General features: G+C 63.8%; 12 protein-coding genes. 6 read left to right on the top strand and 6 right to left on the bottom strand.

Annotation, left to right across the window (positions count from 1 at the left end):
- Positions 1–118: 118 nt before the first annotated feature.
- The 4 genes from KVT37_RS26715 to KVT37_RS26700 are packed head-to-tail and all read right to left on the bottom strand — an operon-like array spanning position 119 to position 3320.
- The gene (locus KVT37_RS26715) at positions 119–1021 is read right to left on the bottom strand and encodes a hypothetical protein (protein ID WP_308642771.1); all 903 of its coding nucleotides are present in this window, start codon (positions 1019–1021) and stop codon (positions 119–121) included.
- Positions 1022–1081: 60 nt separating this feature from the next.
- On the bottom strand, positions 1082–2008 hold the full coding sequence (locus KVT37_RS26710) for a hypothetical protein (RefSeq protein ID WP_217578006.1): 927 nt from the start codon (positions 2006–2008) through the stop codon (positions 1082–1084).
- A complete protein-coding gene (locus KVT37_RS26705; RefSeq protein WP_217578005.1) occupies positions 2005–2670 on the bottom strand; it encodes an acetyltransferase in 666 nt (221 codons plus the stop codon). The genes KVT37_RS26710 and KVT37_RS26705 overlap by 4 nt, the downstream gene beginning before the upstream one ends.
- Positions 2667–3320, bottom strand: a complete 654-nt coding sequence (locus KVT37_RS26700) for a trans-aconitate 2-methyltransferase (RefSeq protein ID WP_217578004.1) — start codon at positions 3318–3320, stop codon at positions 2667–2669. Before KVT37_RS26700 ends, KVT37_RS26705 begins: the two co-directional genes overlap by 4 nt.
- A gap of 73 nt (positions 3321–3393) precedes the next feature.
- On the opposite strand from KVT37_RS26700, the gene KVT37_RS26695 reads away from it, so the two are divergent.
- Positions 3394–4380, top strand: a complete 987-nt coding sequence (locus tag KVT37_RS26695; RefSeq protein ID WP_217578003.1) for a methyltransferase domain-containing protein — start codon at positions 3394–3396, stop codon at positions 4378–4380.
- Here the strand turns inward: KVT37_RS26695 and KVT37_RS26690 are convergent.
- A complete protein-coding gene (locus KVT37_RS26690; RefSeq protein WP_217578002.1) occupies positions 4377–5360 on the bottom strand; it encodes a glycosyltransferase family 2 protein in 984 nt (327 codons plus the stop codon). The genes KVT37_RS26695 and KVT37_RS26690 overlap by 4 nt on opposite strands.
- A 272-nt stretch (positions 5361–5632) precedes the next feature.
- Here KVT37_RS26690 and rffA point away from each other — a divergent pair, with 272 nt between their 5' ends.
- Positions 5633–6781 (top strand): dTDP-4-amino-4,6-dideoxygalactose transaminase, encoded by a 1149-nt coding sequence (gene rffA, locus KVT37_RS26685; protein ID WP_306797020.1) that lies wholly within the window; start codon positions 5633–5635, stop codon positions 6779–6781.
- A 49-nt stretch (positions 6782–6830) separates the two neighbouring features.
- Positions 6831–7526, top strand: a complete 696-nt coding sequence (locus KVT37_RS26680) for a WbqC family protein (protein WP_217578001.1) — start codon at positions 6831–6833, stop codon at positions 7524–7526.
- 15 nt (positions 7527–7541) lie between these two features.
- Here KVT37_RS26680 and KVT37_RS26675 read toward each other — a convergent pair whose 3' ends face one another.
- Complete coding sequence (locus KVT37_RS26675; protein ID WP_217578000.1) at positions 7542–8717, bottom strand: acetyl-CoA C-acetyltransferase; 1176 nt, start codon at positions 8715–8717, stop codon at positions 7542–7544.
- 131 nt (positions 8718–8848) lie between these two features.
- On the opposite strand from KVT37_RS26675, the gene KVT37_RS26670 reads away from it, so the two are divergent.
- The 3 genes from KVT37_RS26670 to KVT37_RS26660 are packed head-to-tail and all read left to right on the top strand — an operon-like array spanning position 8849 to position 12362.
- Positions 8849–10795, top strand: a complete 1947-nt coding sequence (locus KVT37_RS26670) for an acetoacetate--CoA ligase (protein ID WP_217577999.1) — start codon at positions 8849–8851, stop codon at positions 10793–10795.
- On the top strand, positions 10792–11943 hold the full coding sequence (locus KVT37_RS26665) for a thiolase family protein (protein WP_217577998.1): 1152 nt from the start codon (positions 10792–10794) through the stop codon (positions 11941–11943). Before KVT37_RS26670 ends, KVT37_RS26665 begins: the two co-directional genes overlap by 4 nt.
- The gene (locus KVT37_RS26660; RefSeq protein WP_217577997.1) at positions 11943–12362 is read left to right on the top strand and encodes a Zn-ribbon domain-containing OB-fold protein; all 420 of its coding nucleotides are present in this window, start codon (positions 11943–11945) and stop codon (positions 12360–12362) included. Before KVT37_RS26665 ends, KVT37_RS26660 begins: the two co-directional genes overlap by 1 nt.
- The last annotated feature ends 16 nt before the right edge of the window (positions 12363–12378 follow it).

The raw sequence follows: 12378 nt of genomic DNA, 5'->3' as shown, positions 1-12378 counted from the left end.
GCGCCCAGACGGGAAAGCCGTTCAGGCTGCCGGGTACGAAGCCGCAGTTCGGGCAAGCGGCATCCGCGGACGCGTGTTCCAGATTGCAGCGTGGGCAAACGATCATTAGGCGGCCCTGCTACACCAGCACGGCCAGGCCGAAGCCGGTCTTCCCGTAACCATTGCCGTTGTAGAGCATATAGCGCCGCCCCTCATGATCGAACACGAACGGATACTCGATCATCTCGCTGTCCCAGCCTGACTGAGCGGGCGCGATGCCCGCGGCGTGGTCCAGGCGGACCCAGTTCAGGCCGTCGGCCGACTCGGCATAGCCGATCCGGTAGCGGTCGCCACGATAGGAATACCACATGCGCCACAGCTCGCCGTCCCTCTTAACCGCAGGGCGGGATATCGCATATTCCTCTTCGTTCGCGAAATCGATGGCCACATGCCCATCACGGCGCCAATGGATGCCGTCGTCCGAGCTCGCATATTTGATGTGGTAGCGATGGATCGGCTCTTGCGCAGATGCGGTCCAGCCGACGCAGGACGTATACCACATGTGCCAGAGCCCGGCCTCGTTCAGTACGCAGCAACTGCCGGCAAAATGCGGTTCTGTCATCGAGCGATCGATCAGCGGGCCCGCGGCGAAACGTGAAAACGATCCGTCGAGCGAAGCTGTGGCGAGGCCGATGGCGTTGCGGAAAGGGACGGTCACGCCAAGGTTCCAGCCGACATAGTAGAGATATCGCTTCGGCCCCTCTGTTGTCAGCCAGCTCGCCAGGGCGCCGCTGTCATCGAATTCGCCGAGACTGCCCGGCACCAGGACAGGCGTGCGGGCTATGTCGAGGACGCGCTCCGGCGACGAAAGCTCAATGACGACATAGCCGGTGTAGGAGCGTTGCGATGCGTCGCGGGAGCCGAAATAGATCCTGAACAGATCGCCGGAGACGTGCTCGGCAATCGGCATGGTCGCGTGCGAGCGCATCCACTCTACGTCGCCGGTCGGGCAGAACAGGCGGCCGAGTTTTTCCCATCGCACCGGACTATATCCTTCCGAAGGCAAAAGCCTCTTTCGCGGTATTTCCCGATTTCGGCATGGTCACGATTGCAGGAGCGCGGCGCCGACCCCGTCCTTCCCGTAACCATTTCCGTTGTAGAGCAGAAAGTTGCCTTCGGCAGTGTGCAGCAGACTGGCGTAGCAGACCATTTCCGAGTCCCATCCACTCGCGCTGGTGTCGAGCAGCGGCGCCCTGTCGCGCCGCCAATGAATCCCGTCGGCGGATGTGGCCTGATAGACACGGTAGGTCTCACCCAGGCGCCTGGCGCAATAGAGCATTTCGTAGCCGGCCTCGGTCCGTCGGACGACCGGTCGGGCGATGGCGTGTTCGCCCTCGAGAAAAGGAAGGCAGATGTGTTCGTCGGTCTTCCACGTCATGCCGTCGCTGCTCGTCGCATGCTTGACCGTGTAGTAGTGGATCGGCGCCTCCTTGCCTTCCGGGTCGAGCTCCCACCGTAAGCCCGACACGTACCACATGCGGAAAATGCCAGCTTCGACGAGCACCCAGGGCGCGCCGGCGAGCAAGGGATCGTAGTGGTTGCGGCCGAGCACGGGCGCTTCCGATACGCGCTCGAAATGGCGGCCCCCGTCGCGCGATTCCGCGAGCCCGATGGCGAAGGTGAAGGGCACCGGGCGGGTCAGTGACCAGCCGGTGTAGTAGAGCAGCAGGCGGCCGTCGTGATCGACGAGGCAACCGGGCATGGCGCCGCAATCATCGAATGTTCCTGGACGTCCCAGGTCCAGGGACGGACCATCCGAACGCGCGGTCTGGGTGAGGCCGCCGCCAGCGGCCGCGACATCGACCCAGCCGCCGCGCGAGCGATTGCTCTCGTCGCGGCTGGCAAAATGGATGCGGTATGTTTCGTTGCCCAGGCTTTGGGCAAAGGGGTTCTGGCAATGCGACCGTTCCCAGGCCGAGCCGCCTGGACGACATACCAATCCGGTGCGTTTGAAACTCAACCGCGTCATATACGTCTCAGCCGTGAACTCGGCACCTTCGAACGCTCCGTTTCGCCGCCGAGATAGACGCCCTCGGGCGCCGCATCGGCCAGCAGCAGCGCTCCCGCGCCGATCACGCATCTCTCGCCGATGCGGATATGATCGCGCAATGTCGCGTTGACGCCGATGAAGCAGGCCTCGCCGATATCGACGCCGCCCGAGACCACGATATGCGAGGCGAGAAAGCAGTGATCGGCGATGCGGGAATGATGGCCGATATGATTGCCGCTCCACAGCGTCACATTGTTGCCGATGGACGCAAAGGGCTGAACGACATTGTGCTCGAGGATGAAGCAGTTCTCACCGATCCTGCCGTCATTGAGCAGGGTGGCCTTCGAACTGAGATAGCTGACGAGATCGTAGCCCAGCGCCTTGAGCGCCAGATATTTCTGGCGGCGAAGCTCGTTGAGCTTGCTGTAGCTGAGCGCCACGAATGCCGCATGGGCGTCCGGGGGAAATTGCTCGGCCAGCGTCTCGAATGGCACGACGGGAAGGCCCGCCAGCCTGTCCTGGGTCAGGAAGGCGCCGTCAACGGTAAACGCCGCGACGTCATACGAGGAATCGCGGGTGAAATAATAGTGGGCAAGCTCGGCGATATCGCCTGCTCCGAATATGACGATGGGCCGCTTCATGTCTTCCTGACCAGCATGGTGAATTCATAGAGGCCGTAATCGTGCAGCAGTGCCACGCGCTGCGAATATTTTCTCTTGCAGACGTCGAAAAGGTGCCTCGGGTCAGCATAGAACAGATCGGCTCTTCGCTTGTCGATATCCGAGTAGGAGGTCAGGCAATTGAAGGCGAAGCCGCGCCGGCTGGTGGCGTCAAGCACATCCAGTGTCGCTTCCAGATAGGCCGCCCATTGGTCGTCCGGACGCGTCTGTCGGACGTTGAAGATGCCGCTCGCGAAGCCGAAGTCGGCCACCTGCGCAGGTGTCGCTCCGACGGTAAACCGCGCGTCGCGCCGATCGCCAAAAAGCCTCACCGCTGCGTCGATCATCTCTTCAGCCACATCGCAGCCATGGTAGCGAATGCCGGGAAAGCGGTCGGCGAGGAAAGGCAGCAGGGCGCCATAGCCGCATCCGAGATCGTTGACCGTGAAATCGCCAGGCAGGTCGATCAGGTTTGCCAATTGCCGGAAGCGAAGGATCTGACCTTCTTCCGAATTCCAGTCCACGCCCTTCGGACTGGCGCCATGCGCCTGCACCTTGTCGGCATAGTAGCGGGCGACCTCGTGCAGGATCGCGCCGCTTTTGTCCGTTGCCGGGGCGCCGATAGACGTCATGGGTACAACCATCGGTGAGGTGTCACGGGCGGAATCGTGTATCGTAGCCGATACTAAATGGACGATTGTGCGAATGATACCGGAATCAAGCTTTGTTTCCCCTTCCACGGGACAGCCGCTGGCGAAGGCGCCGGACGGCTCAGCCTTGCTGGGCGGGTCAGGTGAACGCTATCCCTTGATCGAGGGCATACCGCAGCTGCTTATCCACTCCGGTCAAGCGCTGGCTTCCGCCGAGAGCCAGGCCTACTATCGCGACCGCGCAAGCGAGTACGATCGAGGCATCGAGGCAGTGTTTGCCATGCTCCTTGCCAACGAGGAACAAACCCGCCGGGATATGTTTGCCGAGCTCGGCCTTCGGCAGGACAGCAGGGTGCTTGAAATCGGTTGTGGGACCTGCCGCGACACCATCCATCTGCTCGATATGCCCATCGATCTGTTTGCCGGCGACCTGTCGCTCGAGATGCTGCTGACAGGCCGGGATCGCCTGCGCCGCGCAGGCAAGGACACCTCGCGCCTGCAATTGTTCTGCGCCGACGTTATGCATTTGCCCTTCGCGGACGGGTTCTTCGATGCCGTCTATCATTTTGGCGGCCTTAATCTATTCCCAGATCACAAGAAGGCTCTGGAAGAAGTCACCCGCGTCGTGAAGCCGAACGGCCGGGTGGTTGTCGGCGACGAAGGCATCGCCCCTTGGCTGGCGAACAGCCAATTCGCCAAGATCCTCGAAAATTCCAATCCGCTGTTTCGCCATCGCCCGCCGCTGGATTGTCTTCCGGTCGCGGCGCGGCGGGTTGCCTGCCGGTGGATCCTCAGCGGATCATTCTATTTGATCAGCTTCATCAAGGGTGAGGGAGAGCCGCCGCTCGACCTCGACGTGGAATTCCCCGGACGCCGGGGCGGGTCGCACCGGACCCGCTATTTCGGCAAATTGGAAGGCGTTTCGCCCGAGTTGCGCGGCCGCGTGCTGGACGCGGCCGCGGCAGAAGGCCTGTCCGTGACCGCCTGGTTGGAAAAGACGCTTGGCAGAGCGACGCGGAATGAGGATGGCGTTGACGATTAGTCGCTGACGCCTTCCGTCCGAGAGGATGACCGGTCTTGGGGTGTACCGACTATGCTCTGACCGCCGCGATGAATATCCCGGATGATCGTGTAGGGGCGGCGTTTGGTTTCGGACAGGATGTTGGCGATGTAGACGCTGAGCACGCCCAGCACGAGCATGGTCATGCCGCCGAAAAACCAGATCGAGACGATTATAGAGGTGAAGCCGCTGACGCCGATCCCATAGAAGACATATCTGAGCACATAGAAAAAAATCGCCAGGACCGACACGATCGAAACTGAAAGTCCGAAATACAGCACCAGATACAGGATTCTCGTCGACGTCGTCATCAAATAACGAACCGCCATCTGGATGCGGCGACTGATCGAATAGGTCGTTGGCGACAGCGAGTGCTTGACGACCACCTGTTGCTCCTGCCGGAAGCCGGTCAGCTGAAACAGATGCGCGATGATGAACTCGTGATCCTGGTGGCTGACGAGGGCCGCGACATAGGCGCGAGTCATCAGCCGCGCAATCACCAGATTCCGCGGCAGACGGAAGTCGCTCAGCGCATCGTTGATCGAAAAGAACAGCGCGCCGGTCCACCTCTCGAAGGCTCCGCCGCGCCGGGATTCCTGCACCCCATAGACCACGTCGAGCCTGCGCTCCGACATCTGGCTGGCAAAGGAGTGCAGCCACTCCGGCTCTTCCTCGAGATCGCTGTCGATGAGGAAGACCCGATCGCCCGTGGCATGGGCCAGCCCGGTCATGATGGCCTTGTGGTGACCGAAGTTCCGCGACAGGTCGATGACGGTCACATGCCGGTCGGCCGCGCTGCGCTGGACCGCAAGCTCGAGGCTGCGGTCCGGAGAGCCGTCATTCACCAGGATGATCTCGAAATCGTCGCCCACCAGCCGGCGCGCGGCGGCAGCGGCCCGGTCGCAGAACTGATCGATATAGGACTCGGACCTGTAGAGCGTGCTGACGATCGAAAGCTTCATGAAGGCGGCGGATCCGTTGCTGCGCGAGGCGCTTGCGCCCGACGATACCGGCTATCGTTGCCTCAGTAAAAGCAACGTCGTCAACCGGACTTGCTTCGTTCGACGCTTTCCACGCCAAATCGGATATTCCCGCGCCTTGTTTTCGACATTGGCTTGCCTGAGCCGCCGATTGATGGAACTGTGCGCAACGAGGTTTAGGAGATACTTTCTTTCGGCGATACGAGAGCGCCGATTGACGGGGGTGACGGTTGTCCAATTCCTTGAACAGGCCTTTGGCGGCTGCGGAGTCGCAGTCGATCGCATTCAACCGCCTTCACTTGACCGGCCGCGAGATGCGCTACATCGCCGAAGCGCGGGTCGCCCAGCATCTCTCCGGTGACGGGGCTTTCACCAAACGCTGCCATGCCTGGCTCGAGGAGAATGTGGGCTGCGCCAAGGCGCTGCTCACCCATTCATGCACCGCGGCGCTGGAGATGTCCGCCATCCTGCTGGATATCGCGCCCGGCGATGAAATCATCATGCCGTCCTACACCTTCACCTCGACGGCAAATGCGTTCGTGCTGCGGGGCGGCGTTCCGGTATTCGTCGATATTCGCGAGGATACGCTCAATCTCGACGAGCGTCTGGTCGAGGCCGCGATCACTCCGAGGACGCGCGCCATCGTGGTGGTTCACTATGCCGGCGTCGGCTGCGAGATGGACGCGATACTCGATATCGCGCGCCGGCACGGCCTGAAGGTCGTCGAGGATGCCGCCCAGGGCGCGACGGCGCGCTACAAGGGAAGGCCGCTCGGCAGTATCGGCGATTTGGGCACGCTGAGCTTCCACGAGACCAAGAACTTGATTTCCGGCGAGGGCGGGGCGCTGCTGATCAACGACCCTGGCCTCGGCCAGCGCGCGGAGATCATCCGCGAAAAGGGCACGGACCGCAGCCGGTTCTTCCGCGGCGAGGTCGACAAATACACCTGGCAGGATGTCGGCTCCTCCTACCTGCCCAGCGATCTGCTGGCGGCATTCCTGCTGGCCCAGCTCGAGGATGCCCAATCGATCACCGCCGAACGGCTGCGGATCTGGAACCGCTATCACGACATGCTCGAGCCGCTCGAACAGGCAGGCCGGCTTCGTCGGCCGGTCGTTCCGGCCGCGTGCGAGCACAATGCCCATCTCTACTATGTGCTGCTCCCCAAGGCAGCGGATCGTCCCGGCATGCTGGCGCGTTTTCGCGATAACGGCGTCAACGCCATTTTTCATTATGTTCCGCTGCATGAATCACCCGCGGGCCAACGCTTCTGCCGGATCCATGGCGACATGCGGGTCACCACCCGGACGGCCGAGCGCCTGATCAGGCTGCCTCTGTGGCACGGCCTCACCGCGGCGGCCCAGGAGCGTGTCGTCGCAGTGCTTGGCGCTGGGTCGCACTGACCAGGCGAGCCGCGCGATTGGCCGCACCGGGAACCAGGCTGAAGCTGCAATGACGAAGCGTGTAGCGATCCTGCAGTCCAACTACCTCCCCTGGAAGGGCTATTTCGATCTCATCGCATCGGTCGACGAGTTCATTCTCTATGACGACAGGCAATGCCCCCGCCGTGACTGGCGCAACCGCAACAAGATCAAGACCCCGACCGGCCCGCAATGGCTGACCGTTCCGGTGGTGACCAAGGGGCGGTATTTCCAGAAGATTTGCGAGACCGAGATCGACGGCGCCGACTGGGCGCAATCGCATTGGCGCCAGCTTCAGGCGAACTACCGTCGGGCAGGCTGCTTTGCCGAAATCGCTGAATGGCTGGAGCCGCTCTACAGCCGCCGCTACACGCATATTTCGGAGCTCAATCGCAGCTTTCTCACGGCAATCTGCGGGTATCTGGGCATCGGCACGACCATAAACGCATCCAGCGCCTACGAGCTTCACGGCGAGAAGACCGAGCGCCTGGCAAGCATTTGCGCCCAGGCGGGAGGGACCGTCTATGTTTCCGGACCGTCGGCGAAAAACTACATTGTCGAGGATGTCTTCGAAACCGCCGGCATTAAGCTCGAGTGGTTCGACTATGCGGGCTATCCGACCTATCCGCAGCTGTGGACCGGATTCGTGCACGAGGTGTCGATCGTCGACCTGCTCTTCAATTGCGGCAGGCAGTCAGCGCAGTTCATGAGGTTCGTTACCAAGTGAGCGCGGTGCCCAGGCTCACCGCTCCAGGCAGATCGCCACGCCCTGGCCGCCGCCGATGCAGAGCGAGGCCAGCCCCTTCTTCGCCCCGCTGCGGACCATCTCGTGCAGCAGCGTCACCACGATGCGGCAGCCGGAGCCGGCGAGCGGATGGCCAAGCGCGATGGCGCCGCCGCTCATGTTGATGATGTCCTCGTTCCAGCCCATCTCGCGGTTGACCGCGATGGCCTGGGCGGCGAAGGCCTCGTTGACCTCCATCACGTCGAGATCGGCATGGTGCCATCCGGCCTTGTCGAGCGCGCGGCGTGAGGCCGCGACAGGGCCGAGGCCCATGTCCATCGGCTCGACGCCGGCGGAGGCATAGGAAGCGACGCGGGCGAGGGGAGTCAGGCCGAGTTCCTTCATCCGTGCCTCCGACATCACCAGCACCGCCGCCGCGCCGTCATTGAGGCCCGACGAGTTGCCGGCCGTGATCGTTCCCGCCGCATCGAAGACCGGCCTCAGCCGGCCGAGGGCCTCGATCGTGGTCGAGGGATTGGGGTGTTCGTCGCGCTCGATGACGACATCGTCTTGCCTGGTCTTGATCAAGACAGGCGCGATCTCATCGTCGAACCTGCCGGCCCGAATGGCGGCGTCCGCCTTCTCCTGCGAGCGCAACGCGAACCTGTCCTGTTCCTCGCGGGTGATCTGGTAGCGCTGCGCCAGCGACTCCGCCGTCACACCCATATGCACCTGGTGGAAGGCATCCCATAGCCCGTCGGTGATCATGGAATCCTTGACGGTACGGTCACCCATGCGGATGCCGCCGCGGACACCGGAGATGACATGCGGCGCCGAGGTCATCGAGTCCTGCCCGCCGGCGATCACGCAATCGGCGTCGCCGCAGCGAATGGCCTGCGCTGCAAGGTGGATCGACTTCTGACCGGCGCCGCACACTTTGTTGACGGTCATGGCGGGCACGCTGACCGGCAGGCCGGCCTTGAGCGCGGCCTGCCTTGCCGGGTTCTGCCCGGCGCCGCCGGTAAGCACCTGGCCCATGATGACTTCGCTGACGGCATCGGGCGCGAGTTGGATATCGGCAAGCATCGCCTGGATAAGCTGCCCGCCAAGCTCCGCCGCCGACAGGCTGGCAAACGCGCCGTTCAGCTTGCCGATAGGCGTGCGCTTGGCGGCAACAATATAAATGGCGTCCATTCCAGTCCTCCCAAATGCCGATTGCCGACCTGCGATCGTCGCTTGACATTCTGGTTATAACCAATAATCTGAATCGCATCGGCAAGCAAGGTCGCGGCATCGAGCCCGACCTGCATTGCGGGAGGAAATCCATGTCATCCGTGCTTTGGACGCCGGCGCCGGCCGCGTTCCAATCGTCGAATCTTGCGCGCTTTGCGCAGACCTACGGCTTCGGCCCGTACGACTACGAGACGCTGCATCGATGGTCGATCGGCGAGCCCGGCGCGTTCTGGCGCGCGGTGTGGGATTTTGCCGAGGTCATCGGCGATCCAGGCGCCATCTCCTTCCTGCGCGACGACGATGCGCCGATGACCAAAAGCCGCTTCTTGCCGGAAGCGAAGCTCAATCTCGCGGAAAACCTGCTGCGCGGCGATGAGGCAAAAGCCGCGATCATCGAGGCCGACGAGAGCGGTCATTTCCGCACCATAACGCTCGGCGAATTGCGCCGGCTCGTCGCCCGGACAGCACATGGCTTGCGCGCGGCCGGCGTCGGCAAAGGCGATTGCGTCGGCGGCGTCCTGCCTAATCGCGTCGAGGGTCTGGTGGCGCTGCTTGCGGCGCTATCGATAGGCGCCGTCTGGTCGTCCTGCTCGCCGGATTTCGGCGCCGCCGCCATCGTCGACCGCCTCGGCCAGATCGGCGTCAAGGTGCTGTTTGCCGCGCCGCGCTACCGCTATGCGGGCAAGGAGCACGACATCTCCGACAGGCTGGCCGAGATCGTCGCGGCAATGCCGTCGGTGACGACACTGGTGCTGACCGGCGAGCCGGGCGCCGAGCCGGACTGCGCGGCGGCATGTATTCCGTTTGACGATTTCGGCGGCGACGCTCCGCTCCGCTTCGACTGCGTGCCCTTCGACCATCCGGCCTATGTGCTCTACACCTCGGGCACGACAGGCGCGCCGAAAGCAATCGTCCACCGCGCCGGCGGCGTGCTGCTCCAGCATCTGAAGGAGCATCTGCTGCATGGTGACGTTCGCTCGGGCGACGTCATCAGCTGGTACACCAACACCGCCTGGATGATGTATCACTGGCTGATCTCCGGCCTCGCCTGCGGCGCCACGGTCGTCCTTTACGACGGCGCGCCGATCTTGAAATCGGCCGATGGCCTTGACCCCAGCCCACTCTGGACGATGGCCGAGCGTGCTCGTGTCACGCATTTCGGCACCAGCCCGAAATATCTGGCGACGCTTGCCGCTGAAAACTACGCGCCGGGACGCCTGCACGACCTCTCGCCGCTGCGTTCGCTGCTCTCGGCCGGCGCGCCGGTTTCGCCGGGACAATTCGACTGGGTCTACGAGCATGTGAAGCGTGACATGATCTTCGCTTCCATCTCCGGCGGCACCGAGATCATCGGCTGTTTCCTGCTGGGATCGCCGATCCACCCCGTGCGGCGTGGCGAGCTGACCGTGAAAGGGCTGGGCCTTGCCGTGGCCGTCATGGACGAGCGCAACGCGCCGATCATCGGCCGCCAGGGCGACCTCGTCTGCACCGAACCCTTCCCGTCCATGCCGCTGACCTTTTGGGGCGAGGACGGCGACAAGCGTTATCACGCCACCTATTTCGCTTCCCGCCACGAGATCTGGACGCATGGCGATGTCGCCGAGATGACCGCTTACGGCTCGGGGATCATTCACGGCCGTTCGGACACCACGCTGAAGCCCGGCGGCGTGCGCATCGGCACGGCGGAGATCTATGCGGCCTGCGAGAATTTCGCCGAGATCGAGGATTGCCTGGTCTTCGGCGCACCGGTCGAGGGCGACGAGGAGATCGTGCTCTGCATCAAGCTCAATGACGGCTTTGCGCTCACTCCCGAGCTTGCCACGCAAATCCGCATGGCAATCCGCGAAGGCGCTTCGCCACGCCATGTTCCGCACCGCATCCATGCCGTGCAGGCCGTGCCCTACACGCTGAACGGCAAGCGGGTGGAGGGCGCCGCCCGCACCACGCTCGAAGGCAAGCCGGTCAAGAACATGGCCTCGCTCGCCAATCCGGCATGCCTCGACGAATACCGCGCGCTCGACCGGAGCAAGGCGGCATGAGCCGGTCGAAGGGAGCGATCGCCGGCATCGGCGAACTGAAGCCGCAACGTCTGACGCAAGGGGTGACGACGCTGGAGATGATCGCCGAGGTCTCGCGCCTGGCGGTGCTCGATGCCGGACTGGAGCCGGCGGCGATCGACGGGCTGCTGGTCGGACCGCAGGTCGGCGAGACACCGCAGCATGTGCCGGCGACGATCGCAGAATATCTGGGCTTGGCACCGACCATGGCCAATGTCGTCGACCTCGGCGGCGCGTCGGGCGCCGGCATGGTCTGGCGCGCTGCGGCCGCGATCGAGGCCGGCATGTGCGAGACGGTGCTGTGCGTGCTCGCCAACAACCGCGAGGAAGCGGCGCCCCGCTCACCCAACCGCAATCCGATCCGCGAGTTCGACGTGCCCTTCGGCGCCTCGGGCGCCAACATCTCCTATGCGCTGCTGATGCAGGCGCATATGGCTGAGTACGGCTCGACCGCGCGGGATTTCGCCATGATCGCCGCGGCGGCGCGTGCGAATGCGCAGCTCAATCCCGACGCCATCTTCTTCGGCAAGCCGGCCGATGTGGAGGCGGTGCTGGCGTCGCCGATGATCGCCTCGCCGCTGCACCTTCTCGAAATCGTCATGCCGGTCGCTGGCGGCGAAGCGGTCGTCGTCACTTCGGCCGGGCGCGCACGCTCATTGCGCAAGCCTCCCGTGCATCTGCTCGGCGCCGGCGAGAAGGTCACGCACCGCGCCGTCAGCCAGGCGCCCAGCCTCACCTCCGGTCCGCTGAAGAGCGCCATGGCGCGAGCCTTCCGGCAGTCCGGCACACATGCCGACGAGATGGACCTGCTGTCGCTGTACGATTGCTACACGATCATGGTCGCGACGACGATCAAGGATGCCGGCCTCTGCGCGCCGGGGCAGTTCGGCGCCTGGCTCAACGACCACGACCTGTCCCACAAAGGCGACAAGCCGCTCAACACGCATGGCGGCCAGCTCGGCTTCGGCCAGCCGGATCTTGCGGGCGGCATGACCCATGTCGTCGAGGCGGTGCGCCAACTGCGCGGCGAGGCGGGCGAACGCCAGATCGGCAAGGCCGGGCTGGCGCTGGTCACCGGCAATGGCGCGACGATGAGCGAAGCCACCGCGCTCGTACTGGGAGCCGCCTGATGTCCGTCGATCTCAATACACTGAAAACCCCCGGCCCGACCATCACCGCGCTCACCGCGCCGTTCTGGGACGCCGCCGCCGAAGGGCGACTGACGATCCAGCGCTGCGAGGATTGCGGCAAGGCCGTCTTCTATCCGCGCCCGATCTGCCCGCATTGCTGGGGCAGGCGCCTGGTCTGGAAGGACGCATCGGGCAGGGGGCGGCTCAAATCCTTTTCAGAGGTGCATAAGCCCGGCCATCCCGGCTGGCTGCCCGCGGCACCTTACGTAGTCGGCCTGGTCGAACTGGCCGAAGGCCCGACGATGCTGAGCTTCATCCTGCCCGGCACACAGTCGCTACATATTGGGGCCATGCTGCTGCTTTCGCCAACCGCCATCGGCGGCCGCATCCTGCCGGCCTTCAAACCAGTCGAACCTTGAACAGAGGAGAAGCCGC

Source organism: Mesorhizobium sp. GbtcB19 (genome assembly GCF_019091085.1).
Lineage (GTDB): Bacteria > Pseudomonadota > Alphaproteobacteria > Rhizobiales > Rhizobiaceae > Mesorhizobium.
This window is presented reverse-complemented; position numbering and strand designations above follow the sequence as displayed.